Source organism: Kribbella sp. NPDC058245 (assembly GCF_042882005.1).
GTDB lineage: Bacteria > Actinomycetota > Actinomycetes > Propionibacteriales > Kribbellaceae > Kribbella.
The window spans coordinates 261989-286895 of sequence record NZ_JBHVWY010000001.1; the positions used below are offsets into that span (position 1 = coordinate 261989).

At 68.1% G+C, this 24907-nt stretch carries 25 protein-coding genes; 13 read left to right on the forward strand and 12 right to left on the reverse strand.

The features are described from left to right. Positions 1-20: 20 nt before the first annotated feature. On the forward strand, positions 21-1445 hold the full coding sequence (locus ACFVWG_RS01245) for a beta-N-acetylhexosaminidase (protein WP_391541111.1): 1425 nt from the start codon (positions 21-23) through the stop codon (positions 1443-1445). Positions 1446-1469: 24 nt separating this feature from the next. On the opposite strand, the gene ACFVWG_RS01250 is transcribed toward ACFVWG_RS01245, so the two are convergent. Next, entirely contained in the window at positions 1470-3257 is a 1788-nt protein-coding gene (locus ACFVWG_RS01250) for a glycosyl hydrolase family 28-related protein (protein ID WP_391541112.1), read from the reverse strand. A 99-nt stretch (positions 3258-3356) separates the two neighbouring features. Here ACFVWG_RS01250 and ACFVWG_RS01255 point away from each other — a divergent pair, with 99 nt between their 5' ends. After that, positions 3357-4427, forward strand: a complete 1071-nt coding sequence (locus ACFVWG_RS01255; protein WP_391541113.1) for a LacI family DNA-binding transcriptional regulator — start codon at positions 3357-3359, stop codon at positions 4425-4427. Between the two features lie 122 nt (positions 4428-4549). After that, positions 4550-5989 carry a wax ester/triacylglycerol synthase family O-acyltransferase gene (locus ACFVWG_RS01260; protein WP_391541114.1) on the forward strand — a complete coding sequence of 480 codons (1440 nt, stop codon included), beginning with the start codon at positions 4550-4552 and terminating at the stop codon, positions 5987-5989. On the opposite strand, the gene ACFVWG_RS01265 is transcribed toward ACFVWG_RS01260, so the two are convergent. From ACFVWG_RS01265 to ACFVWG_RS01290, 6 genes are all read right to left on the reverse strand, one after another. Further along, positions 5960-9178, reverse strand: coding sequence for a BTAD domain-containing putative transcriptional regulator (locus ACFVWG_RS01265; protein WP_391541115.1), 3219 nt, complete (start codon positions 9176-9178; stop codon positions 5960-5962). The two genes, ACFVWG_RS01260 and ACFVWG_RS01265, sit on opposite strands and share 30 nt — an antisense overlap. 42 nt (positions 9179-9220) lie before the next feature. Then, positions 9221-9700, reverse strand: a complete 480-nt coding sequence (locus ACFVWG_RS01270; protein ID WP_391541116.1) for a peptidoglycan-binding protein — start codon at positions 9698-9700, stop codon at positions 9221-9223. Between the two features lie 83 nt (positions 9701-9783). Then, the gene (locus ACFVWG_RS01275) at positions 9784-10269 is read right to left on the reverse strand and encodes an SRPBCC domain-containing protein (protein WP_391541117.1); all 486 of its coding nucleotides are present in this window, start codon (positions 10267-10269) and stop codon (positions 9784-9786) included. Continuing rightward, the gene (locus ACFVWG_RS01280; protein ID WP_391541118.1) at positions 10250-10603 is read right to left on the reverse strand and encodes an ArsR/SmtB family transcription factor; all 354 of its coding nucleotides are present in this window, start codon (positions 10601-10603) and stop codon (positions 10250-10252) included. Before ACFVWG_RS01280 ends, ACFVWG_RS01275 begins: the two co-directional genes overlap by 20 nt. Before the next feature lie 49 nt (positions 10604-10652). Beyond that, complete coding sequence (locus ACFVWG_RS01285) at positions 10653-11285, reverse strand: VOC family protein (protein WP_391541119.1); 633 nt, start codon at positions 11283-11285, stop codon at positions 10653-10655. Between the two features lie 63 nt (positions 11286-11348). Then, positions 11349-12092, reverse strand: a complete 744-nt coding sequence (locus ACFVWG_RS01290) for a hypothetical protein (RefSeq protein ID WP_391541120.1) — start codon at positions 12090-12092, stop codon at positions 11349-11351. An 87-nt stretch (positions 12093-12179) separates the two neighbouring features. Between ACFVWG_RS01290 and ACFVWG_RS01295 the strand changes: the two genes are divergently transcribed. Genes ACFVWG_RS01295 through ACFVWG_RS01320 form a run of 6 tightly spaced genes read left to right on the forward strand, consistent with a single transcriptional unit; the run spans position 12180 to position 16620 of the window. After that, the gene (locus tag ACFVWG_RS01295) at positions 12180-13112 is read left to right on the forward strand and encodes a Ppx/GppA family phosphatase (RefSeq protein ID WP_391541121.1); all 933 of its coding nucleotides are present in this window, start codon (positions 12180-12182) and stop codon (positions 13110-13112) included. A 5-nt stretch (positions 13113-13117) separates the two neighbouring features. Next, positions 13118-13972, forward strand: a complete 855-nt coding sequence (locus ACFVWG_RS01300) for a sugar phosphate isomerase/epimerase family protein (RefSeq protein ID WP_391541122.1) — start codon at positions 13118-13120, stop codon at positions 13970-13972. Further along, complete coding sequence (locus tag ACFVWG_RS01305; RefSeq protein ID WP_391541123.1) at positions 13969-14571, forward strand: TetR family transcriptional regulator; 603 nt, start codon at positions 13969-13971, stop codon at positions 14569-14571. Before ACFVWG_RS01300 ends, ACFVWG_RS01305 begins: the two co-directional genes overlap by 4 nt. Then, entirely contained in the window at positions 14568-15134 is a 567-nt protein-coding gene (locus tag ACFVWG_RS01310) for an HDIG domain-containing metalloprotein (RefSeq protein WP_391541124.1), read from the forward strand. The genes ACFVWG_RS01305 and ACFVWG_RS01310 overlap by 4 nt, the downstream gene beginning before the upstream one ends. A 41-nt stretch (positions 15135-15175) precedes the next feature. Beyond that, positions 15176-15898, forward strand: coding sequence for an ABC transporter ATP-binding protein (locus ACFVWG_RS01315; RefSeq protein ID WP_391541125.1), 723 nt, complete (start codon positions 15176-15178; stop codon positions 15896-15898). After that, positions 15895-16620, forward strand: coding sequence for an ABC transporter permease (locus ACFVWG_RS01320; RefSeq protein ID WP_391541126.1), 726 nt, complete (start codon positions 15895-15897; stop codon positions 16618-16620). The genes ACFVWG_RS01315 and ACFVWG_RS01320 overlap by 4 nt, the downstream gene beginning before the upstream one ends. A gap of 4 nt (positions 16621-16624) precedes the next feature. On the opposite strand, the gene ACFVWG_RS01325 is transcribed toward ACFVWG_RS01320, so the two are convergent. The 4 genes from ACFVWG_RS01325 to ACFVWG_RS01340 form a co-directional block, all read right to left on the reverse strand. Then, the gene (locus ACFVWG_RS01325) at positions 16625-17683 is read right to left on the reverse strand and encodes a hypothetical protein (protein ID WP_391541127.1); all 1059 of its coding nucleotides are present in this window, start codon (positions 17681-17683) and stop codon (positions 16625-16627) included. Positions 17684-17694: 11 nt separating this feature from the next. Further along, positions 17695-18195, reverse strand: a complete 501-nt coding sequence (locus ACFVWG_RS01330; protein WP_391541128.1) for a SigE family RNA polymerase sigma factor — start codon at positions 18193-18195, stop codon at positions 17695-17697. A 62-nt stretch (positions 18196-18257) separates the two neighbouring features. Beyond that, positions 18258-19652 (reverse strand): M1 family metallopeptidase, encoded by a 1395-nt coding sequence (locus ACFVWG_RS01335; RefSeq protein WP_391541129.1) that lies wholly within the window; start codon positions 19650-19652, stop codon positions 18258-18260. A 117-nt stretch (positions 19653-19769) separates the two neighbouring features. Next, a complete protein-coding gene (locus tag ACFVWG_RS01340) occupies positions 19770-20804 on the reverse strand; it encodes a DUF695 domain-containing protein (protein ID WP_391541130.1) in 1035 nt (344 codons plus the stop codon). Between the two features lie 164 nt (positions 20805-20968). Here ACFVWG_RS01340 and ACFVWG_RS01345 point away from each other — a divergent pair, with 164 nt between their 5' ends. Continuing rightward, the gene (locus ACFVWG_RS01345) at positions 20969-21898 is read left to right on the forward strand and encodes a proline dehydrogenase family protein (RefSeq protein ID WP_391541131.1); all 930 of its coding nucleotides are present in this window, start codon (positions 20969-20971) and stop codon (positions 21896-21898) included. A gap of 3 nt (positions 21899-21901) precedes the next feature. Here the strand turns inward: ACFVWG_RS01345 and ACFVWG_RS01350 are convergent, their stop codons facing one another. Next, positions 21902-22411 carry a hypothetical protein gene (locus tag ACFVWG_RS01350; RefSeq protein ID WP_391541132.1) on the reverse strand — a complete coding sequence of 170 codons (510 nt, stop codon included), beginning with the start codon at positions 22409-22411 and terminating at the stop codon, positions 21902-21904. Between the two features lie 103 nt (positions 22412-22514). On the opposite strand from ACFVWG_RS01350, the gene proC reads away from it, so the two are divergent. From proC to ACFVWG_RS01365, 3 genes are read left to right on the forward strand one after another with little or no spacing between them, the layout of a single operon-like run. Continuing rightward, positions 22515-23318, forward strand: coding sequence for a pyrroline-5-carboxylate reductase (gene proC, locus ACFVWG_RS01355; RefSeq protein WP_391541133.1), 804 nt, complete (start codon positions 22515-22517; stop codon positions 23316-23318). Between the two features lie 60 nt (positions 23319-23378). After that, complete coding sequence (locus ACFVWG_RS01360) at positions 23379-23957, forward strand: hypothetical protein (RefSeq protein ID WP_391541134.1); 579 nt, start codon at positions 23379-23381, stop codon at positions 23955-23957. Positions 23958-23984: 27 nt separating this feature from the next. Then, positions 23985-24887 carry a TIGR03560 family F420-dependent LLM class oxidoreductase gene (locus ACFVWG_RS01365; RefSeq protein WP_391541135.1) on the forward strand — a complete coding sequence of 301 codons (903 nt, stop codon included), beginning with the start codon at positions 23985-23987 and terminating at the stop codon, positions 24885-24887. The last annotated feature ends 20 nt before the right edge of the window (positions 24888-24907 follow it).

Sequence of the window (24907 nt, forward strand, 5' to 3'; positions counted from 1 at the left end):
GCTGCTTGGGAGCTCCTCAGATGCCCGACATCGCGATCGTCCCCGCGCCGCGCGAACTCACCGTCGCCGACGCCCGCTGGCTCACCGCGGACCCGGTCGCGGAGGCGATCCGCGACGTGGTGGAGAACCTCGGCGAGACCGAGTACCGGATCGACGTGACCGCGGACGGCGCCCGGCTGGCGGCCGGCTCCGAGGATGCGCTCCGGCACGCCGAGACGACGTACGGGCAGTTGCTCGATGCGGCGGAGCCGGCCGAGGACGGGAAGGTCGCCGTACCGGCTGTGCACATCGCTGACGCGCCGCAGTTCGCTTGGCGCGGGGTGATGCTCGATGTCGCGCGGCACTTCATGCCGAAGGACTTCGTGCTCAAGGTGATCGACGTGCTCGCCCTGCACCGGCTGAACGTGCTGCACTTCCACCTCACCGACGACCAGGGCTGGCGGGTCGAGATCGAGGCGTACCCGAAGCTCACCGAGGTCGGTGCGTGGCGCAACGAGACCATGGTCGGCAAGATGTCGCACCAGCAGCGGAAGTTCACCTACGACGGCACCCGGCACGGCGGTTTCTACACCAAGGCCGACCTGCGCGAGATCGTCGAGTACGCCGCCGAACGCGGCATCACCGTGGTCCCGGAGATCGATCTGCCGGGTCACATGCAGGCTGCGATCGCGGCGTACCCGGAGCTCGGCAACTTCCCGGACCACCAGCTCACGGTCCGGCAGGAGTGGGGGATCAGCGACGACGTCCTGAACGTCAACGACGAGACCGTCGAGTTCGTCCGGACCGTGCTGCGCGAGGTGCTCGACATCTTCCCCAGCCCGTACATCCACCTCGGCGGCGATGAGTGCCCGTCGGTGCAGTGGCACATCGCCGAGAAGGCCCAGAAGCGCCAGGCCGACCTCGGCCTCGAGCACGCCGAGCAACTGCAGGGCTGGTTCACCGCGCAGGTCGCGAGCGTGCTGGAGGAGGCCGGCCGGCGGCTGGTCGGCTGGGACGAGATGGTCGAGACCGACTGCCCGAAGGACGCCGTCATCATGGCGTGGCGCAGCGCCGAGCGCGGTGAGGTCGCGGTCAAGGCCGGCCACCAGACGGTCATGACGCCGAGCGAGTCGGTCTACTTCGACTACTACCAAGGCGATCCGGCTACCGAGCCGCTGGCGATCGGCAACTTCATCCCACTGGAGAAGGTCTACGACTTCGAGGTGATCCCGGCCGGGCTGAGCGCCGAGGAGGCCGAGCTGATCATCGGGACCCAGTGCAACGTCTGGACCGAGTACATGGAGGGACCGGAGCAGGTCGGCTACATGCTGCTCCCGCGGCTGTCCGCGCTGGCCGAGCGCGCCTGGGGTTCCCCCAAGATCTCGTACGACGAGTTCCTCGGCCGGCTGCGGACGCACCTGACGCGGATCGAGGCCCTGGGTGTGAACTACCGCCCGCTCGACTGAGCGGTCCCAGGGCCCCGGAACCTGTCAGTTGATCGTTGCGGTGAACGTGGTCGGCGAGTCGTTCTGGAAGGCGACCTGACCCGGCCGCAGGTTGCGGGTGACGGTCCGGGTGAATGTCCCGGTGCCGGTCACTCCGCCGACGATCAGCGTGCCCTGGTTGGCCGGACCGTCGATCGTGGTGTCGGTCAGCGTCCCCTTGATCCGGGTCTTGTCGATCATCAGGCCGGACCGCAGTGAGCCGCGGATGACGTTGTTGCTCATCGTGAAGTTCGTGTAGGCGTTCGGGAAGCGCGACGTCGGTCCGGGGGAGCCGATGTGCACGCCGGTCCGGACGCCGTTCCAGCCGCCACCGCCGATCAGGGTGTTGCCGGTGATGGTGGCCGACTCGAGCGGGTGACCGGAGTCCCCGAACACGCTGATGTCCATCGCGTTGTTCGACGAGACGGTGTTGACGAGGTTGTCCCGCACTTCGACGTCGCGGCCGCCGGCGACCCGGATCCCGTTGGCCCAGTACGGCGCGACCGCGGTGTTGTTGAGGATCTTGGTGCCGATCATCTGGCCGTTGGTCCCACTCGCCCCGGCATCCGAGTACGTCGCGAAGGCGTCATCACCAGTACCGCGCGCGAAGTTGTTCCGGATGGTCAGGTAGTGACCGAGCTTCTCCGGGTTCGGGGTGTTGCCGTTGTTCGCGTTGAACCCGTCGCCGTACGTGTCGCCGGTCCGGCTGTTCTGGACGACGCCGTTCGTGCCGGACAGCCAGTTGGCGTCGGTGTGCCGGGTCCAGATCCGGTCGAGCAGCCAACCCTTCGAGCCGCCCGCATTGAAACCGTAGTCGTCACCGCCGCCACCTCCGATGCCCCGGTAGACCGCGTTGCCGAGGACCTGGAGGTCGGCGACCGTCGTCCCCGAACCCACCGTGATCTGCGAACGCCACGAGGTCGGCGGTGGTGACAGCGGCACCCGGCGGTAGAGGATCGAGTGCCACATCCCGGCGCCCTGGACCTTCACGCCGGTGAAGTCCAAGGCGGCGTTCGGGGCCAGGCTGTTGGTCAGGTACTTGCCCGCTGGGATCCAGACCGTCTTGCCCTGCGTGCGGGCGTCGTTCACCGCGGTCTGGATGGCGGTTGTCGAATCCTTCGCGGTGGTCGGATCGGCGCCGTACGAGATCACCGACAGGGAATTCGCCGGCTGCGTCAGAGCCGGCGCGACGTTCTCGAAGTCAACCGAGTCGATCGCGTACGACGGCGCCGTACTGTTCGTGTCTTTGCGCAGCGAGATGCTGCTGCCCGGGGCGATCGGCGCACCGGTCACCCAGACCGGGAACTCGTTGTACAGAAAGATCGCTTGGCCACCGCCGTGCGGATCGTCGGGGTTCGTGGTCGAGTTGCGGTAGTTCCAGGCCTGTGTCGAGCTGAGCGTGATCGCCTGGCGCAGCACGCCGTTCACGTACAGGTTGATCGGCGCGGTGATCCCGCCGCCGTTGGGTGCGTCCGGGAGCGAGGCCCGCACGACGAGGGTGTTGGCGGAGATGTTGGTGGTGTTCCTGATCGCGATCGAATCGCCGGTGCTGCGGAGGTCGGCGTACGCGTAGCCGGAGGCCTCGAGCTCCAGGGTCGCGGAGGTCGGAACCGCCGTACCCGGCGTGATCCGGCGGATCGTGGCGGTGCCGCCGAGGGTGCCGGACTCGGCCTCGATCGTGCTGAACGGGAGCGTTGCTCCCACCGCCTGTGTGGCCGCTCGAGCCTGGTTGCCTACAGCAACGGATTGGGCGGCGAGGAGGAGAGCGCAGACGAGTAGTCGGGAGGGCTGCATGGGAGGGTCACCCCTTGGGGTCGGAGTGGCGGCCGTCCGCGGGAGGGCGCCCGCCGGGGTAGCTTGTTTGATATATCAAATCCATTTAGCATGTCAATGGTGGACGCCGTGCCGCTGTACGAGCAGATCAAGCAGGCGCTGACCGACGAGATCGAGGCCGGTCGGTTCGACCCGACGGTCCCGTTCGTCACCCAGCGGCAGGTGTGCGAGCGGTTCGGCGTCAGCACGATCACCGCGGTCCGTGCGCTCAACGACCTGGTCGCCGCGGGCTTGCTGGTACGGCGTCGCGGGCAGGGCACGTTCGTCGCCGACCGTGGCCGGCGGCGCGAGGTGGAGGCCGGTGGTGCGGTCGCCTGCATCGTGAACGGTCTGCACGGGCTGCGCGGGAGTCACCTGGCGAACATGCTGGTCACCGCCGAGGCCGTGTGCGCCGAGGAGGGATATCAGCTCGTCCTCTCGAACTCCGCCGAGTCGGCCGAGCGGGAGGAGGTCGCTCTGCGTCGCGCCCTCGCCCAGGGGGTTCGCGGGATCGTGCTCTATCCCGTGCAGGGCCGGTTGCATCCAGAGGCCTTGGCCGAGGTACGACGTCGCCGGGTCCCGCTCGTGATGATCGATCGGTACCGGCCCGACGTACCGACTGATGCGGTGGTCGCCGACAACAGTGACCTCGCCTATCGCCTCACCACTCAGCTGATTGAGCGCGGCCACGAGCGGATCGCCACGCTCTGGGGCGAGACCGAGTGCACGAGCGTGGTCGAGCGGCAGAGCGGACATATCCAGGCGGTGCGCGACCACGGGCTCGCGGGCCGGCCCGATCTGACTCTGCTGCGTCCCTATGAGCCGCTGGCCGACAAGCCCCGGTTGGTGATGCTGTCGAATCTGTTGCAGGCCGCTGAGCCGCCGACTGTGCTGCTGTGTGCAAACGGCTATGTGCTGGCGCAGGTGGCCGAGGACCTGGCGGTGTTGAACGTCTCTGTCGAGCTGGCGTGCATGGACGACTCGGGCCCGCTGGGCCTCACCAGCGTCGAGGGCAGCCTGCCGTCGGCGGAGATGGCACGGCAGGCGATGGAGCTGCTGCTCCGCCGGATGAACAGCTCTCGCCCGTACGCCGCCCCGCCCCGGCACGTCGTCGTACCGGTGCAAGTCCGTGCAGCGGCCAGTGTCCGATAGTTGTCTCATCAGTAGCTGAGGCAATAACCAAAACTCGGTGAACGCGGTTGTGCAGGGGTAGACGGGCCGGGTCGTATGGGCGAACGATAGGGCGTCGGGACCAGTCCGGGAGCGGAGGCCGAATGACCGCGGTGGGGCCGCTGGATGCGATGTTCCTGCTCGGCGAGAGCCGGGAACAACCCATGCACGTCGGCGGGCTGATGCTGTTCGAGCTGCCCGAGGGCGCCGGCCGGGATCATGTCTTTCCCGAGGGGACGCGAGATTTCGTCTCCCGGCTGTACCACGACGTGCTGGACGGGCCGACGGTGAATCCGGTCTTCGCCCGCCGCGTGCGGAACCGGGCGCTCGACCTCGGCTACTGGTCCTGGGAGCACGAGGACGACATCGACCTCGAGTACCACGTCCGGCTGTCCGGGCTGGCTCGGCCGGGGCGGGTTCGGGAGCTGTTCGAGCTCACCAGCCGCCTGCACGGGACGCTGCTCGACCGGCATCGGCCGCTCTGGGAGATCCATCTGATCGAAGGTGTCCAGGGTCGCCGGTTCGCCGTCTACAGCAAGATCCACCACTCGATGATCGACGGTGTGACGGCCCTGAAGTGGATGCAGGACACGCTGACCACGGACCCGACCAAGACGGAGATGCCCGCGACCTTCGCCTTACCCAGCAAGTCGCATTCAGTGGTGGACAGCAGCCCTGGTCTACCGACCGTGACCGAACTGCTCGCAGCCATCGGCCGTACGCCGGGTCGCGCGGCGAGTGCGGTCGGCGGGACTGCGCGGCTGCTCACCGACCTTGCGGGGCTGACCCCGGTGGGGTTGAAGAGCTTGCTGCGGGAGCACTCCGCCGTCGCGTTCCAGGCGCCGCGGACGATCTTCAATCAAGGCATCACGGGAGCTCGGCGGTTCGCGGCGCAGTCGTGGCCGATCGAACGGCTGGAGAAGGTCCGCGCGATCACCGGCGCGACGCTGAACGACGTACTGCTGGCGATGTGTTCCGGTGCCCTGCGCAACTATCTGCTCGAGCAGAACGCCTTACCTGACAAGCCTTTGACCGCCATGGTGCCGGTGTCGCTCAGAGGTAAGGACGATGCTGCGCCCGGTGGTGGTAACGCATTGTCGACGTTGATCGCCGACCTCGCCACCGACGAGGCCGACGCCGAGCGCCGGATCAAACGGATCACGGCATCGACGTCGTACAGCAAGGATGTGCTGTCCGGGCTCAGCCCGCTGCAGAACCTGATGGTCGGCGCGCTCGGCTTCGCCGCAGCCGGCCCGTCCGCGGTCCTGCCGGGCGTCGCCGGGCACACGAACCCGCCGTACAACCTGGTCATCTCCAACGTGCCGGGGCCGGCCGAAAGTCCCCTGTACTGGAACCGCTCGAGACTCCTCGGCATGTACCCGGCGAGCATCGTGATGAACGGTCAGGCGCTGAACATCAGCGTCACCAGCTACGACCACGAGCTCCACTTCGGCCTGGTCGGCTGCCGCCGTACCGTCCCCCACCTGCAACGCCTGCTCGCCCACCTCGAGACCTCACTGGCCGAGCTGGAGAACATCCACTAGAGCAGCCTGTTCGCCGAGCAGACGGAAGCCACAAGCTGCGGCGATCGCTGCAGCCTGTACGGCGGCCTCGCTCGCGGCCGCCGGTTCGCCGATCGCACGCCGGGCCTGGGCCAGCGTGATCAGTGCCTCGGCTTCGAGGTACGGGTAGGTCCCGCGCGCGATCGGGAGGCAGGTCTCGATCCACCGCACGGCGGCGGCGGCGTCGCCGAGGGCGAGCTGGACCTGGGCGACCGTCGCGGCAGTCTTGGCCTGGGCCGCCGGGTCGTGGATGGTGATCGCGAGTTCGTACGCCCGGTGAGCGGCCTGCATCGCGGCCGGTCCGTCGCCGCGCTGAACGTACAACCTGGCCAGCTCGTCCAGGGTCGACAGCTCACCGCGAGGGTACGAACGGCGATGGTGGGCATCCAGTACGTCGCTCAGCAGCGCGGCCGCGTGGTCGGCCTCGCCCAGCTGCCGCACCGCACTCGCCAGGTTCCCCCGGATGGCGAGCGTCGCCATGTCGGGCCCGGTATGGCTGACCTGCAGGGCGGCGCCGAACAGGTCGGCTGCCTCCTGTAATTCGCCTTGGTACAGCCGGATCATCCCGATGCTGTTGAGCACGATCGCTCGGAGGTGGCCGTGCTGGTCGTTCTCGGTCAGTTCGAGCGCGCGATGGGTCCACAGGTCCGCGTCGGCGAGTTTGCCGCGCAGCTGGTGGAGCCATCCGATCAGGTAGGCCAGGTAGGCGGTGGCTGCGGGCCGGCCGATGGCCACCGCGAGCGCGTAGCCGGACAGGCCGTCGGACAGTGCTTCATCGTCCCGTCCGATGGCTCCGACGGCCTGGCTGCGGCTGATCAGCATCGCCACCCGGGCGGCATCGTCGCCGGCCGCCTCGGCAGCCGCCAGTCCGGTCTCGGTCACCGGTAGCCAGCCGTCGACATGCCTGCGGAGCAGGAAGTATCCCCGGAGCTGGTCGACGATGCGCCAGGACAGCGACCGGTCCTCGGAGTGCGCCGTGTTCTGCACGACTGCCAGCAGAGCGGTGACTTCTTCGTCGAGCCAATCGAGCGCGTCGGCTCGCGACCCGAAAAGGGTGCCCGGTGCGGGATGGGCAGCGAGCCGCACGAGTTCTGGGTGCACGAGATCCATCGCGGCCGTCACCGTCGCGATGTACCAGGCGTGCAACCGGGATAGTGCGGCCGTGGCCTCGGCGTCCTCGGCGAGCAGCCGGCGCGAGTAGAGGCCGAGCAGATCGTGGAACCGGAAGCGGTTCTTCGTGTGCTGCAGGAGCATGTTGGCCTCGAGCAGCACCTCGAGGACCCGATCCGCCGCCGCCGTCGGGACGCCGAGCAGCACTCCGGCGCTCTCGGCACTGAAGTCGTCGCCAGGGTGCAGGCTGCAGAGCCGGAACGCGCGCTGGGCGTCGGCGCTCAGGTCTGCGTAGCTCAGGTCAAAACTGCTGAGCACACTGGACTCGCCGAGGCTGAGCTCGGTGAGCCTTCTGTTGCCGTCCTCCAATCGGTGAGCCAGATCGGCAACCGTCCACTGCCGCCGGGTAGCGAGTCGTGCGCCGGCGATGCGCAGTGCGAGGGGGAGCCGGGCGCAGGCCTCCGCGAGGGCACTCACCCCCGACCGATCGTCATCGAGCCGTCGGGTGCCGGCGGTAGCGGCGATCAGCAGGACCGCGTCGTCGTGCGGGAGCGGCTCAAGGTCCACGACGTGGGTGGTGGCGAGGTCCGGTAGCCGCCGTCGGCAGGTGATGATCACGTCGCTGCCACCGGCGCCTGGGAGCAGCGGCCGGATCTGCGCCGCGTCCTGGGCGTTGTCGAGCAGGATCAGCATCCGGCGGTCGGCGAGTTCGCTGCGCAACAGCGCGGCCGCTTCGGCGGCGTCGGTTCCGATCCGTCGTCCCGGTATGCCGAGTGCGCGGAGAAAGCGGCCGAGGATCTGCAACGGTTCCGGGGCCACTGCGTCGGCGCCGCGCAGATCGGCGTACAGCTGGCCGTCCGGGTACTGCGAGCGGAGACGATGGGCGGCGGCCAGGGCGAGGGCGGTCTTGCCGACTCCGGGGATCCCGCTGATCAGGACCGCTCGAGACGAGAGTGCGCCGGGCCGGCCGACCGCCGTACAGATTGCCGACAGCTCGTCCGCGCGGCCGACGAAGTCCGGAGGTGCGGACGGCGTCTGCTGGACAACCGCTCGTTCTGGTTGCGCCGACGCCCCACGCCGGAGCACCTCGAGGTGGGCCGCGCGCAGCCCTTCGCCGGGGTCGATGCCGAGCTGGCCGGCGAGTGCGGAGCGGATCCGGTCGTACGTCGCGAGCGCCTCGGCCTGCCGGTCGGCGGCCGCGAGAGTCAGGATCAGCTCGGCATGGAGCGGCTCGTCGAGCTCGCGCTGCCCGGCCAGGTCTCGCAAGGCTCGTAGCGCCCGCTCCGGTTCACCGAGGTCGCGCGCCAACCCGGCCAGGTCCCGGACGGCAGCGGCGTACTCGTTGGAGATTGCGACGTAGAGCGGACTGGTGTCGATCACCTCGACATCGATGGTCCCGCGCCACAGCTCCACCGCCTCGACAAGCTTGCCTAAAGCAACCTCAGGCTCAGCCTGTACGGCGTCGGTCGTGAGAGCGCGGAATGCCAGCAGATCAAGGCCATCGGGGGCCGCGGCCAACCGGTAACCGGATGAGCTCCCGACGATCACCTCGGGGGCCGGACTGCCGGTCTCGAGTAGTCGCCGCAACCTGGCGACACGGGTCTGCAAGAGGCTCGCCGCGTTGCGGGGAACGTCGTCCGGCCAGAGGAGATCGATCAGTTCGGCCTGACTCACCGTCGTACCGGCTGCGAGGGCAAGCCTGGCCAGCAGGATGCGTTGCGGACCGGCGCCGATGGGCACGGGGATCCCGCCATGCCAAACGTCGAGCGGGCCGAGCACACGAATGCGCAGCGGTCCGTCGACGTCGGTCTTGAGGGTCACGGCTCGGCCTGCTTTGGCAGCTGCCCGGAGCCTTTCGGCGTCCTCACCGTTCAGGGCGAGAGCGGTGGTGATGGCCGCTATGGAATCCGGCTTCGGGCCACGGCTCCGGCCCTGCTCCAGGTCGCGGATCGCCCCGGTGCTGAGACCGGCCAGGTCGGCGAGCTCCCGCTGGGTCTTGCCTGCGTCCTGACGAAGGCTGCGCAACAACCCACCGAAGCCGCTCTCCTGGGGCGTGGGCACAACGAGCATCCTACGCACCGCAGGAGGCCCGTCATGCTGGGTTCAGATCTGGGTGGGGTTCCGGCAGGACTGGAAGAGGTATCCCCCGGAGATCGGTCGGTACACAGGCCACCTCATCGCGCTGCGGGTGGCAGGGCCGTAAACGCCGTCCACGTCATTGCCCTCGAAGCCGAGACGGTTGGCCTGCACCCAGCGGACCGCCTTGACCGTGCCCGTGCCGTACACCCCGTCGGCCCCACCGCTCTCCTCGATGTAGTCGGCGGCCGGCGTGTTCGGATAGCACAGTTCGATGGCTTGCTGCAGTGCGACGACCGCGGTGTTGGAACCCTGCTGATAACCCATATAGCAGCTCATTCCGTTGCCTGTGCGGACCGGCACCTTCACGTACTCGTTGGTGCCGACGTTGCGCCACTGGTCCGCATTGCACACGCCGTACGCCGCCTGTGCGGGCAGGCTCGTGAGCACGGCCAGCGGTACCGCGGTCAGGATCAACGTCAGGCCGGCAAATAGTCCGCGTCTCATGGGTCCTCCGAGTGTTGGGGTCGTTACGAACCCCGAACCTAGGAACCGCGATCGCCGTGGCGCTGTCCGTACTGCGCCCGTACTCAACCAGCCAGCAGCGCGTCCATCTGGCCGATGCAGAGGGTCAGGCCTTCCTCCATGCCCATGTTGGTCAGCAGCTCCATCGCCTCGGCGGTGTCGAATACCGACCGCAGTTCCATCCGGGTGCCACCGTCGTACTCGGTCAGTGTCATCGTGGTGCTGTTCGTGGGCATGGTGTCGACCGGCTTGCCGTCGGCGTCCGCGAACCCGTCCACGAACTCGAGCGACTTCGGTGCGTCGACCGCGGTAAGCCGCCACCACGCGTGGTGCTTGTCGCCCTCGGGGCCGGTCATGAAATAGGTGACCTCACCACCCGGCGTCAGGTCATGGTCGACCACCGTGGCCGGGTACGTCGGCGGGCCCCACCACTGCTCGAGTTTGCGCGGGTCCGCCCACAGCTCCCAGACCTGCTCGGCGGTGGCACTGAACTCCGCCACGAAGGTCAGGGTCAGGGCGTCCAGATCCTTGTCAACGCTCTTCACTGTCATGGGTATCGCCTTTCGGTTCGCTCAGGAGATCGGTCATCCGGTCGACGCGGGCGCGCCAGACGGCTTCGAGTTGGTCGAGGGCCGCGCGGGCCCGGCGGACTGCTTCGACGTCGGTTCGCACCAGCTGCTCCCGTCCGCTGCGCTGTTTGGTGACCAGGCCGGCCCGCTCCAGTACGGCGACGTGCTTCTGCACCGCGGCGAAGCTCATCGGGTACTGATCGGCCAGCTGGGACACCGAGGCCTCGCTGACCAGGCAGCGCCGGACGATGTCGCGCCGCGTGCTGTCCGACAGCGCGTGCAGCAGGCGATCGACGACCTTCTCATGTACAACCATTTGGTTGTACGTTAGGCCGACGGAAGGCCCGCGTCAAGGCCAGGGGGAGTTACAGCCGGACGATGCCGGACGGGGTCTCGAACTCGGCGGCGATCAGGCCGGGCTGGCCGTTCGGGCCGGCCCACTTCACGTCGAGGTCGTCGAGCAGGTGGTCGGCGGGGTGGCCGATCCAGTCGGTGACCCGGATCGGGTCGCCGGCGATCTCCAGCGCGGTCAGGCGGAGGTCCTTGCCGCCGACTGACGGGTGCTGGGTGAGGTCGTCCCAGTGGATGAAGAACGGCAGTTGCGGGTCCGCGATCAGGCCCTTGACGCCGATCTGCCGCCAGGTCAGGTTCACCCCGTCGGGGCGGTGCCGGTTCCCGGGGACGGACTCGCGGCCGAGCCGTCTCTCCATCTGGCTCATGTCGGGGATCGCGACCACCCAGCCCAGCCAGCCGCCGCCGAGCTCCTTGCGGGCCCGGACCGCCTGGCCGAACGGCGCCTTGTCCGACGCCGGGTGGTCGAGCACGTCGACCACCTCGATGTAGCGGTCGTTCTCCAGCGGCAGGATGTAGTTGATCGTGCCGAACCGCGGGTGCACGCCACCGTCGACGAACGCCGCACCTAGCTGCGCGGACAGCCGTTCGACCGTCGCCAGACACCCATCAGGGCCGGCCGCGTACGACAGATGATCCAGACGCATGCCAGCATTCTTGCCCCAAACCCCGCCCTTTGTGGGGGATCTGCGTGTCGTTCGGACGAAGAATCAGCGCGAGGCGGGGTGCGGCAGGATCGGGCGAGCCGCTTCCAGCCGCTGCTTGCAGAGGTCCGCCAGGACGTCGTACGCCTTGAGGCCCATCAGCGTCTGCAGTTCGACCTTGCTCGACTCGAAGACCGCCTCGACCGCAATGTGCGCCTCGGTGTTGCCGGTGCAGTACCAGTCCAGGTCGTGGCCGCCGGCGCCCCAACCGCGACGGTCGTACTCACCGATGCCGACCTCTGTGTACGACGTTCCGTCCGGGCGCTCCACCTCGCGGAACGTGCGGCGGATGGGCAACTGCCAGCAGACGTCGGGCTTGGTCTCGACGAAGTGCACGCCCTTCTTGAGCGCGAGTCCGTGCAGTGAGCAACCACCGCTGGTGCCGTTGAAGCCAGGCCGGTTCAGGAAGATGCAGGCACCCTCCCAGACGCGGGTCTTGCGGTCACCGTCGTCGTCGGTCTCGACCCAGCCGTTGGCCTTGCCCTCCTTGCGGAACTGCCAGTCCTCCTTGGTCAGCTCCTTCACGTACTTCTTGACGCGCTGCTCGTCCTCGTCGTCGGAGAAGTGCGCGCCGAGCGTGCAGCAGCCGTCGTTCGGCCGGCCCTTGTAGATCCCGGCGCAGCCACCGCCGAAGATGCAGGTCCAGTTGGACGTCAGCCAGGTCAGGTCACAGCGGAAGACCTGGTCGGGATCGTCGGGATCGGTGAACTCGACCCACGCACGCGGAAAATCAAGAGAAACCTCAGGCACTCGTGCAGCGTACGCGCCCAGTGCGGAGAACTGCGAACGGCAACTCCGAAACAACTGATACACCGGGAGTGAAGTAGTTTGTTGGGTATGCGGCTCGGCGTACTCGACGTAGGTTCCAACACCGTCCACCTGCTCGTGGTGGATGCGCACCGCGGTGCCGCACCGCTCCCGGCGTACTCGCACAAGACGGAGTTGCGGCTGGCCGAGCACCTGGACAAGGACGGCCGGATCGCCGACGAGGGCGCCGACGAGTTGGTCGCGTTCATCTCCGAGGCCGCCGAGCTGGCCGAGGACAAGGGCTGCGAGTCGGTGATGGCGTTCGCGACCTCCGCGCTGCGGGAGGCACCGAATGGCGAGAAGGTGCTGGCACGCGTGCGGTCCGAGAGTTCGGTCGATCTGCAGGTGCTGAGCGGTGTGGATGAGGCGCGGCTGACCTTCCTCGCGGTACGGCGTTGGTTCGGCTGGTCGTCCGGTCGGCTCGCGGTGTTCGACATCGGCGGCGGCTCGCTGGAGATCGCGGCCGGTTCCGACGAGGAGCCGACGGTCGCGGTGTCGGTGCCGCTCGGCGCCGGGCGGCTGACCCGCGAGGGTGTGCACCAGGATCCGCCGGACAAGGACGAGATCCGTGCACTGCGCAAACGGATCCGGATGGAGATGGCCGCCGTCGCCGGCGGCGTGCTGCGGGCCGGCAAGCCGCAGCGGGCCGTTGCTACCAGCAAGACCTTCCGCTCGCTGGCCCGGATCTGTGGCGCTGCACCGTCCGACGACGGCCCCTACGTGCCGCGAACGCTGAACCGGGATGCCCTGGCCGAGTGGACGCCGAAGCTGATCAAGATGACCTCGGCCGAGCGTGCCGACCTGCCGGGCGTATCGGCCGGTCGCGCGTCGCAGTTGGTCGCCGGTGCGCTGGTCGCGGACGCGGTGATGGACCTGTTCGACCTGCCCGCCCTCGAGGTCTGCCCGTGGGCGCTCCGTGAAGGCGTCATCCTGTCCCAGCTCGACCAGCTCCAGCCCCGGTGAGCCCGATGCCGTCTCAAACCGCCGCCAAGATCGGTCTGTCCACCGCCTCGGTCTACCCCGAGACGACCGCGAGTTGCTTCGAGCTGGCCTCCCGCCTCGGGTACGACGGTGTCGAGGTGATGGTGGGCATCGACCCGCTCAGCACCCAGATCGACGCGATCCAGCGGCTGGTCGACTACCACCAGTTGCCCGTACTAGCGATCCACGCGCCCTGCCTGCTGATCACCCAGCGGGTCTGGGGGACCGATCCCTGGGAGAAGCTCGAACGGTCCGCCGCGGCGGCAAAAGACCTTGGCGCGGACGTCGTCGTCGTACACCCTCCGTTCCGTTGGCAGCGCGACTACGCCCGTGGTTTTGTCGACGGGATCGCGCGGCTCGAGGACGAGACCGGCGTGATCTTCGCGGTCGAGAACATGTACCCGTGGCGCGCGCCCGGCAAGGGCCTGCAGGCGTACGCGCCGAGCTGGGACCCGACCGAGCAGACCTACGCGCACACCACCCTCGACCTGTCCCACGCATCGACCGCCGAGCAGGACTGCGTCGAGCTCGCCGAGACGATGGGCCGGACGCTCAAGCACGTCCACCTCACCGACGGAACCGGTTCGGCCAAGGATGAGCACCTGGTGCCCGGCCGCGGTACGCAGCGGGCGGCCGATCTGCTGTCCACGCTGGCGAATCAGGACTTCCGCGGCCACATCATCATCGAGATCAACACCCGGCGCGCGACCAGCCGGTCCGAGCGTGAGGTCGATCTGATCGAGTCGCTCGAGTTCACCAAGAAGCACTTCAGTCGTACATCCCGCCGTTCGTCGTCGTTCGCGGTCACCCCGGAGGGGGAGATCTCGGAGCTGACTCCGTGAGTCCCCGCCGTACGACGGAGGCTCCGCGCGCCGGGCGGCGTCCCGGCGGACCGGATACTCGCGGGGAGATCCTCGAAGCGGCCCGGAAGTCCTTTGCAGACAAGGGATTCACGGCCACCTCGATCCGTGCGGTCGCGCGTGAGGCCGGGGTCGACGCGGCGTTGGTGCACCACTATTTCGACAGCAAGGACGAGCTGTTCATCGAGTCGATGGCGCTGCCGGTCGACCCGCGCGAGATCGCGGCCACGGTGCTCGACGGTCCGCGCGACGAGATCGGCCGGCGGATTGCGACCGTCTTTCTCGGGGTGTGGGAGTCGCCCGACGGGCAGCAGCGGATGCGGGCGATCTTCCGCAGCATGGTGGGCAGCGAGGCCGTCGCCCGGGCGATGCGCGAAGGCATCACGCAGCTCATCCTGCAGCCGGTCTCGAAGGCTCTGGGCGCACCCGACGCGGAGCTCCGGGTCAGTCTGGTGGCGACGCAGCTGATCGGGATGGCGATGGTCCGCTACCTGATCGAGCTGGAGCCGGTCGCCTCGGCGGACCTGCAGACCCTGATCGACCGCCTGGCACCCGTCCTTCAGCACCACCTCACCGGGTGATCCCGACCGACCGCGAGATCCTCGCGATCCACCGAGACGCTGCGCCGACCCAGGCCGACTTCGAGTCGGTCTACACGCATTGCCAGCTCGTGTGTTCACTCGCGGAGCAGTTCTTCGCCGGGCTCGACGTCGACACCGATCTCGTCCGCGCGGGAGCGTTGCTCCATGACCTCGGCGTCTATCGAGTCGCCGGTACGGCGTACATCCGGCACGGCGTACTCGGCCACGAAACCCTTGCTGGACTGGGATTCCCGGATGAGATCGGCCGGTTCGCGTCGTGTCATACGGGAGTCGGGATCACGCGGAACGACGTACTGGATCAAGACCTGCCGATCCCGGTGGCGGACTATCTGCCGCGGACCCGGGAGGAGGAGTTGGTGATGTATGCCGACAAGTTCCACAGCAAGCGGACACCGCCGGTCTTCGTGAGCGGCGACAGCTACGAGGTGATCGTCAGCCGCTGGGGTGCGGACAAGGCGGCGACCTTCGCGGACCTGAGACGCCGGTACGGCGACCCGGTGCTCGACGACTTGAGCGCCGAGACGGGGCATGCCGTGGTCTGAGGTGTTGCGTGAACGGCGCTCCTGGTGGGTTAATTCATCACATGGTGACAAATGCGGTGAGCTGCCGGGACGTCGGAGTGGTGCGCGGCGACCGGGAGGTCCTGCGCGGGGTGAGCTTCGAGCTGCGGACCGGGTCGGTGACCGGGTTGCTCGGGCCGTCGGGATGCGGGAAGACGACCCTGATCCGCGCCATCGTGGGCTTGCAGGCGCGCGTCTCGGGTTCGGTATCGGTGCTCGGTTCACCGGCCGGCGCTGTCGGGCTGCGCGGGCGGATCGGGTACGTGACCCAGGAACCCAGCGTGTACGGCGATCTGACGGTCGTGGAGAACCTCCGGTTCTTCGCGGCTGTGCTCGGGGTCGCGGCGTCCGACGTACAGCGGGTTGTTGACGCAGTGGACCTGCGCTCGCACGCCGACGTACGGGTGGATCGGTTGTCTGGCGGGCAGCGGTCGCGGGCGTCGCTGGCGGCTGCGCTGCTGGGGTCGCCCGAGTTGCTGGTGCTGGATGAGCCGACGGTGGGGCTGGACCCGGTACTGCGGCGGGACCTGTGGGAGCTGTTCCACCGGCTGGCGGGGGAGGGGGCGACCTTGTTGGTGTCCAGTCACGTGATGGACGAAGCGGTGCGCTGCGATCGCCTGCTGCTGATGCGGGACGGCGAACTGCTGGCGGATGAGACGCCGCGGGCGCTGCTGGATTCGGTCGGCACGGACGACATTGAGCAGGCGTTCCTGACGCTCATCGACCGGAAGGCGGAGGCGCGATGACTCTGCGGGTAACGCTCGCGATCGCGGGCCGGGTACTTGCGCAGCTGCGGCGGGATCATCGGACGGTCGCGATGCTGATCGTGCTGCCGGCGTTGCTGGTCACGTTGATGTGGTGGATGTTCCACGACTCGCCGACCACCTTCGACCGCGTCGGCGGACCGCTGCTGGCAGTGTTCCCGGCGATCATCATGTTCATCGTGACCTCGGTCGCGACGCTGCGCGAACGATCGAGCGGAACGCTGTCGCGGCTGTTCACACTGCCGATGGGCAAGCTCGACTTCCTGCTCGGGTACGCCGTCGCCTTCGCCGTGATCGCCGTCGTACAGGCTCTCGTGGTGGTCTCGATCGCCTTGTATGCCTTGGGTCTGGACATCCAAGGCGCTGCCTGGCAGCTGGGCGTGGTCGCTGTCCTCGATGGAGTTCTCGGTACGGCGCTGGGTCTGTTCGCGAGCGCCTTCGCGGCCACCGAGTTCCAGGCGGTCCAGATGATGCCGGCGGTGATGATCCCGCAGATCCTGCTGTGCGGACTGCTGCTTCCGCGGGATCACCTACCCGGCGTACTGCACGCTGTGAGCACGGTGCTGCCGTTGTCCTACGCCGTCGACGCGGTGGTCGGAGTTGCCCAAGGCAACAGTCCGGCGCTCGACATCCTCGTCGTACTGGCCTTCATCGTGGCGGCGCTCGGACTCGGCGCCGCCACCCTCAAACGTCGTACGGCCTGAAGGTTCAGCTGCCGAGCTTCTTCAGGAACTTCCCGTTCTTGTCGTAGGCCTTGTAGACCGGGTAGTCGGGCTTCTTCGGGTCGCCGGTCCAGGTGTGGGGCGGGATCGACCAGGTGCTGGCCCACCAACCTTCCGTGGCCGGCGTCCGGTACGACTTGCCGTGCAAGCTGACCTCGACCGTGGCGGTCTCGGCCGGACCGCGCCCCCAGGCGGTGGCGGAGCCCTTGCCGCACTTCTTCGTCGAGCTGTCGCAGGCTCCGCCGCCGTAGCCGGAGACGATCATCTCCGCCCACTTCGTCCCGCTGGCGGGGGTGAGGATCGGATCCAGGTTGGGGTCCGGGGCCTGCAGGCGGGAGAACAAGGTGTTCGACATGTCGCCCATGGGGCCTTCGCGGCTGTCGAGGCTGCAGGCGATCAGGCTGCGGCCCGACGGAGAGACCGCGACGATCTGTGCCTGCTTGAGCGCCGCCGACCGGTCGGCGGCCATGATGCGCCATCCGGTGACGTCGACCCAGGTCTGCACCGAGCAGTTCCGTAGCTGGCCGGCGGCGTCCTTGGGCAGCGGATCGGCCGCGGCCGCGGCGACCAGCTTCGCCGATGGCTTGTCGCCGCCGGGAATCTGGCAGAAATGCCGACCATTCGCCGGGAGCTTCTGCATCTCGAACGACGGTTTGCTGCCGACCCGGTGTGTCCGTGCGGTGGTCGACTTGAGTTTCTGATGCTCGCCGGGGTACCGCAGATCGCAGAGCTGCTGGGCCTGCGCCTGGGTGACGTCCACGAAGAGTGCAGCCTCGCCGTGCGGCAGCCCCGGGACGGCTTCGAACTGGGAGTTGTCCGTGCCCGCGACGCCCGGGTCCTGGCCGGCCGAGCTGAGGTTGGGGATCAGGGTGGCGGCGAGGGCGATCGCGGCGACGCCGGCGATGCCGCCGCCGACGCCGAGGAAACGGCGGCGGCGGACGCCGCTGCGGCCGCGGGTGAGTACTGCGTTGGTGTCGAAATCGGTCAGGGGTTCGGCGTGGGCGAGCCGGTGTAGTTCGTTACCGACCTCGGGGTCGTTGTTCATCAGGTTCTCCTTCACAGCGCCGGGCTCGTCCGTCGCATGGCCTTGCGGAGAGATTCGAGGCCGCGAGCCGCCTGGCTCTTGACCGTGCCTTCCGAACATCCGAGGGCCTCCGCGGTCTGCTCGACCGACAGGTCCTCGTAGTACCGGAGTACGACGCACGCTCGCTGGCGGGGGCCGAGTGATCGCAGGGCGTCCAGCACCTGGTCCCGATCCGCATGGCCGGACGCGAAGTCACCGGCCGCCTGCCGCTCGGGAATCACCGCGGTCGCCACCTCTCGGCGCCACGGCCGACGGCCACCGTCGTACGCGGTGTTGACCACCATCCGGCGGGCATAAGCGAACTGGTTACCCGCCCGGGCGACCTTCGGCCAGTGCAGGTACAGCTTGTAGAGCGCCTCCTGAACGATGTCATCGGCCTTGTGCCGATCCCCGCTGATCAGGTAGGCGGTCCGCCGTAACGACGGACTCGCCTCCTCGACGAACTCCACAAACGCCTGGTCCCGCTCGCTCATCCGCGCCTCCCACTCTCCATGTCTCCCCCAAGACGGAAAGCCTGCTCACCCAGGTTGCACCCTTAGAGGGCCGGTTTCCCCGGCTGGTAGACCCAGGCCTGGAAGAAGCCATCGAGATCGCGGTGCGTCAGCCGCTCGACGTACTGGATGAACATCTGGGTGGAGACGTTGCTGTGCCGGTGGGTGGTCGGCCACTGCTTGAGGACCTGGAAGAAGGCCTTGTCACCGATCTTCAGGCGCAGGGCGTGCAGCGTCATCGCGCCGCGGGTGTAGACGAGGTCGTCGAAGATCTGGTCGCGGCCCGGGTCGGCCACCTTGCCGGTCCAGTTGTCCTCGCCGGCGTAGGCCTCCTCGAAGCTCTTCTGCGCCGGGACGCCCTTGAACTTCTCCTGGTAGAGCCACTCCGAGTAGGTGGCGAAGCCTTCGTTGAGCCAGATGTCGGACCAGCGCACCGGGGTGAGGCTGTCGCCGAACCACTGGTGACCGAGCTCGTGGGCGAGCAGCCCGCCGCTGACGTTGCTGCTGCGCTGGTCGTACACCGGCCGGCCCTGGCTCTCCAGCGCGTAGTGGACGCCGATATCGCCGATGACCCCGCCGGTCGAGCCGAACGGGTAGCGCCCGTACACCGACGACTCCCACTCGACGATCTGCGCCGTGGTCTCGTTGAAGACCTTGCCCTGGCCGGCCTTGGTGTCGACCGACTTGCCGATCGCCGTGATGTTCTGCCGCCCGTCGGCCAACCGCCCGTGCGTGACGTTGTAGTTCCCGATCGCCAGCATGCTCAGCTCACTGGCCATCGGCTGGTTCATCTGCCAGCGGAAGGTCGTGTGCTTGCCGTGCGTGGTGGTCCGGCCGGGCTCACCATTGCCCAAGACGGTCAGACCGGTCGGCACCGTGATGGTCTGCGTGTACGTCGCCTTGTCGTCCGTGGTGTCGTTGACCGGGTAATAGGTCGCCGCGCCGATCGGCTGGTTGAGCGCGACCGCGCCGTCCTTGGTCGCGGCCCACCCGGAGATACCGAGCGCCGGGTCATCGATCTTCTGCGGAACACCGGCGTACGTCACCGAGACGACGAACTTGCTCCCACGCCACAACCCGTGCCGCGGCGTAATCACCAGCTCCTGCGCGCCAGTCCGCTTGAACGACGCGGCCCGCCCGTTCACCGTCAGCTTGCTGATCTTCAACGGCCCCTGGAAGTCCAGGTCGAACCGCGAAAGGTTTTGGGTGGCCCGGGCAACGATCGTCGTCGTCGCATCGATCGCCTTGGTCTTGGGGTCGAACCCGAGCTTGATGTCGTAATGGCTGACGTCGTACCCGCCGTTCCCCATATCCGGGAAGTACGGATCCCCAGCCCCGGCGGCTCCCGGCGAGAACGGCGTCGCATTCGCCGTCAAACCCGATGCCCCAGCCAACCCCACAGCCAAGATGACCGACAGCAACCCACGACGACGTCCCACAAGTCCTCCTAGACACTCACGACAACCGGCACGTTGCAGACTAAGCGACCGTTAGCGTCCGAAAGGACCGAGTACGTGGTCGGCGTGTTTTCGGACGCTAGCTGCGGTCACCGGGGGTCAGCCGGAGAGGTGGGAGACGTTGTCCCAGGCGGGGTCTTGGGTGGTGGTGACGGCTACCTTGCCGTGGGTCCAGCCGGGGGTGGCGGCTTGGAGTTGGGCGGCGGCGGGGGTCGTGCCGTCGGTGTAGTAGTGCAGGAGGCGGGTGCCGGCGGAGGTTTCGTGGGCGAGGAGGTTGCCGGAGCCGCCGAGGCGGGCGGTGAGGTGGTCTTCGAAGGCCCGGAGTTCGTCGAGCATGTCGGACTCGGGCAGGCCGTCGTCGCGGACGACCGGGTAGCCGACGGAGATCTCGACGTGGGTGTCGAGGTGCGGGCGCCGGATCGAGCGCAGCGGGTATTCGGCGGTCGCGATCAGGCGGTGCCCGTCGCGGGTACCTTCGAGCATCTTCCACGCCGGACTGCCGTCCTCGAGCGTGTGCTCTGCGGCGAAGGCAGCAACAGCCGGCAGGAGCGCCGAGATCGGCCGCGGCTCTGGCGGTACGACGTCCAGGGTGTCGATCGCACCGATCCACGTCTCGACCATCTCCTCGCCGAGCACGAGATCGAGGATCAGGAACGTCACCCGCTGCCGCACGTCGACCGGCAGCTCCGGAAACGCCGGGTGATAAACCCCGACATGGATCGACGACGCATCCGGGTCGACCTCAACAACAGACTGCTCAATCGGTACGGCGGGCAGTCCCTCGAACTGGATCGTGCTGACCGGACCCGGTCGCCGGAGGTCGGCGTACTCCCACAGGTGGTCCGATGCCGGCGCGGAGCGCAGCCAGCGGCGGGCGGTCGCGCGGCGGCTCGGGTTGCCGGCGGCGGTGACGATCAGGGCGTGCTGGGCGTGCAGGCCCGGGCCGAGCTCCCAGTCGAGTTCGGGGTGGACGCGGTTGACCCACTCGCTCAGCGTGGCGCCGATGTCCGCGGGCTGCTTGCGGGCGATCGCGTCGGCGACGAGCTCGGAGCCGACCGAGGTCCACCAGGACCAGAACGCGCCGATCGGGTCGGCCTCCACAACGGCCGCCTTGCGACGCTTGAAGATGGGCATACGTCCTATCCTCCCTCGCCCGAGGTGCGGACACACAGCGTGATCGGACCAGTACGCCGCTGGTGTGGTTCCGGCCACAGGATTATGGAGCGTCGTGTTCAGGCGCGTAGCCTGCTGACACCACTGGCATACGGGGCCGGGTGGCTTCGAGGAGGAGAACAGAAGTGCTTCGGCGAGTCCTGCTGGGCATGTCCCGCAGCCCCCAGATCAAGAAGGCCGTGTCGGCGATGCCGGTCTCCAGTGGCATCGTGGCGCGCTTCGTGGCCGGTGAGACCGCTCCGGAGGCCGTACTGGCCACCGAGAAGCTGGTCAGCAACGGCCTGAACGTCACCCTCGACCACCTCGGTGAGGACGTCACCGACCTGGCCGCCGCGTCCGCCACCGCGGACGCCTACCTCGAGCTGCTCCGCAAGCTCTCCGAAGCCGGCCTGACCAAGAACGCCGAGGTGTCGGTCAAGCTGTCCGCGGTCGGCCAGGCGCTGCCCGGTGACGGCGAGAAGATCGCCCTGGAGAACGCCCGGACGATCTGCCACGCCGCCCGCAACGCCGGTACGACGGTCACCCTCGACATGGAGGACCACACCACCACCGACTCCACGCTGGGCATCCTGCGCGAGCTGCGCCAGGACTTCCCGGAGACCGGTGCGGTGCTGCAGGCCTACCTCCGCCGTACCGAGGGCGACTGCCGCGACCTCGCGCACGCCGGCTCCCGCGTCCGCCTCTGCAAGGGCGCCTACAAGGAGCCGGAGTCGGTCGCGTTCCAGGACAAGCGCCAGGTGGACAAGGCCTACGTCCGCGCGCTGAAGATCCTGATGAACGGCACCGGCTATCCGATGGTCGCCTCGCACGACCCGCGGCTGATCAACATCGCCGGCGCTCTCGCGGAACGCGCCAACCGGCAGCCGGGCTCCTTCGAGTTCCAGATGCTGTTCGGCATCCGCCCCGAGGAGCAGCTCCGGCTGGCGGGTCTCGGCCACACGATGCGCATCTACATCCCGTACGGCGAGGACTGGTACGGCTACCTGGTCCGTCGCCTCGCCGAGCGCCCCGCCAACCTGCAGTTCTTCGCCCGCTCCCTGATCAGCAAGAAGTAGGCATCAGCAGGGGTAGCCGTAGGCGGTGCCGTACCAGGCGCTCCAGTAGCCCCAGTTGCGGGTTGTGCCGTCTTTGAGCTCGTAGAACCGCCAGCGCACGCACTTGCCTTCTTTGTGGTCGTAGTCGCAGTAACCCCAGCCTTTGGCCTTCGGGGGTGCTTGGCAGTATCGATCCTTGCCGTAGTTGGTCTGGACGTTCACGACGGTGGCCCAGCCGTTCTCGATGTTGTCCTGGACCCATTGGATGTCGCCGACCCACTCGAAGCAGGTGTTGCCGAGCGTCTCGCTCCAGAGGATGCAATGGTCGACGGGGGAGGTGGCCGAGGTGTCGAACGCGCTTGGGGTGCTGGACGTCGCCAGGCTCGGGGCGGTCGGCGTACTGACGTCCAGGTCGTCGGCGTCGTCATCGGCGGCCTGGACAACGGGGTACAGGACGGCGGTCGCCTCGGCGACTCCACCACTGAGCAGGAGCAGTGTTGTGGCGGCGAGGGCGAGGGTGCGGCGAAGGGTCATGGGCGGATCCTTATGGTCAGAGCGGGGCGGACATAGGACATCCTATGTCTCCTTCCTGGACAAATGCTCGGAGTGCGTGGCGGATCGTCAGTACTGTGTGGGCATGACTGACCAGGTGGCCATTCTCGGGGCCGGTGTGATGGGCGAGACGTTGTTGTCGGGGCTGATCCGGGCCGGCCGGCGACCGGAACAGCTGCTGATCACCGAGCGGCGTGCGGAGCGGGCGGCCGAGCTGCGCGAGCGGTACGGCGTCGATGTCGTCTCCAACCTGGATGCGGCCGCTAAGGCGGACACTCTGGTGCTGGTCGTGAAGCCGCAGGACATGCCGGAGTTGCTGGCCGAGATCGCGCCGGTGGTGAAGCCGTCCCAGACCGTGGTGTCACTGGCCGCGGGTATCTCGACCACCTTCATCGAGTCGCGGCTGCCCGAAGGGGTCGCGGTCGTCCGCGTCATGCCGAACACCCCCGCGCTCGTCGACGAGGGGATGGCTGCCATCTCCCGCGGCGCGCACTGCGACGAGAGCCACCTCGTCCTGGCCGAGGGCCTGCTGTCTGCGACCGGCCGGGTGATCCGAGTACCGGAGAAGCAGCAGGACGCGGTGACTGCGATCTCCGGCTCCGGACCGGCGTACATCTTCTTTGTGGTGGAGTCGATGATCGAGGCCGGTGTCCACATGGGCCTGCCGCGAACGACGGCGACCGACCTGGTCGTGCAGACCCTGGTCGGCTCGGCCAAACTGCTGCGCGAGACCGGAGAACACCCGACCGTACTGCGGGAGCGCGTGACGTCACCGGGCGGTACCACGGCGGCCGCCGTACGGGAGCTCGAAGACCACAAGGTCCGGGCCGCGTTCCTCTCGGCGATCGAAGCGGCGCGTAATCGCTCGCGCGATCTCGCCGCCGAATAACACCTCCGGTGGTGCTGGCGTTATTGTGAGGGCCGCAGTTCCGTCAAGGGAGTCCCGCCTGTGGCTAATCGTTCGGCGCAGAAGAGCCCCGAGCAGCTGAGCCCTGCCCCGGAACCGGTGGCAGAGCTGCCGGAGCTGCCGTGGCGGGTCCCGGTCGATCCCGCGCCGTGGTGGGCCTGGGCGCTGTTCGTGGCGCCGTTCGTCGCCATACCGGCACTGAACTCCTGGCTCTGGATGGGCGCCCGCGACATCCTCGCGGTCTTCCTGCTGACGATCATCGGTGCCTCCGTGGTCCGTGTCGCCGGTGGTGTCGTGCTCTACCGGGTGATGCTGACGCCGACCGCCCTCAAGGCGCGCACGAGCATGCTGATCCGCAGCCTGCCCTGGCAGGACGTGGACAAGATCGAGGTCGGCGACGACAACGTCGTACTGAGTCGCGGCAAAGACGAGAACGAGATCAACGGCATCCCGACCGACCGCACCACCGAGGTCGCCGCCGTGATGGAGGCCCTGCGCCTGCAGGCCGCCGGCCGCCCCGCCCGCCGCGCGACCCCGCGCCCCGGCATCGGCGCCCTGCTCGTCCTGCTCTACCTGGTGCTCTCCATCGGCTCCTTCCTGCTGCGCTGGCACCTCGTCTGATCCACAGCTCGACGTAGGCTCGAGGCCATGGACTTTTCCTTTTGGCCGAACGCCGGTCGGACGTGGACCGAAATCCTCGAGGGCGCCGAGTACGCCGAGCGCACCGGCTGGCACGGCGTCTGGATCGCCGACCACTTCATGAAGAACGACGACGACCTGTCGATCCCGGTGAACGAGGCGTTCGCGCTGCTCGCCGGTCTCGCCGTCCGCACCGAGCGGGTGCGGATCGGTTCGATGGTGCTCGGCAACACCTACCGGCACCCGGCCGTCGCCGCCAACGCGGCCGCGACCATCGACCAGATGAGCAACGGCCGGTTCGTCTACGGCATCGGCGCCGGATGGCAGGTGAACGAGCACGAGGTCTACGGCATCGAGCTCCCGCCGGTGAAGCAGTTGCTGGCCCGGTTCGAAGAGGCCTGCCAGGTGGTCACCGGTCTGCTCACCCAGGAGCGGACGACCTTGGACGGCAAGTACTACCAGCTCAAAGACGCCCCGCTCGAGCCCAAGCCCGCGAAACTCCCCGTGCTGATCGGCGCCTCCGGCGAGAAGGTTGCCCTCGGCATCGTTGCCAAGTACGCCGACGAGTGGAACCACTGGGGCCGCCCGGATCTCGCCGCCCACAAGGGCAAAGTCTTCGCCGAACACTGCGACCGCATCGGCCGCGACCCCAAGACAGTACGCCGTTCGGCCCAGACCTTCCTCGAGGTGATCGCCCCCGGCGACACCGAGGCGGTCGCCCGCAAGGAGAACTTCGAGTCCCGCGGCCTGCACGTGATCATGGGCTCGGCACAGGAAGTCCTCGACATCGTTGCCCAGTACCCCGAAGCCGGCATCGACGAGATCCTCGTCCCCGACCACTGGTTCGGCTCCGGCGCCAAGCGCTTCGAAACCCTCGAACGCCTCCGCGAAGAGGTCTTCGCCAAGATCTGACCCTGGGGACGGCGTCTGTC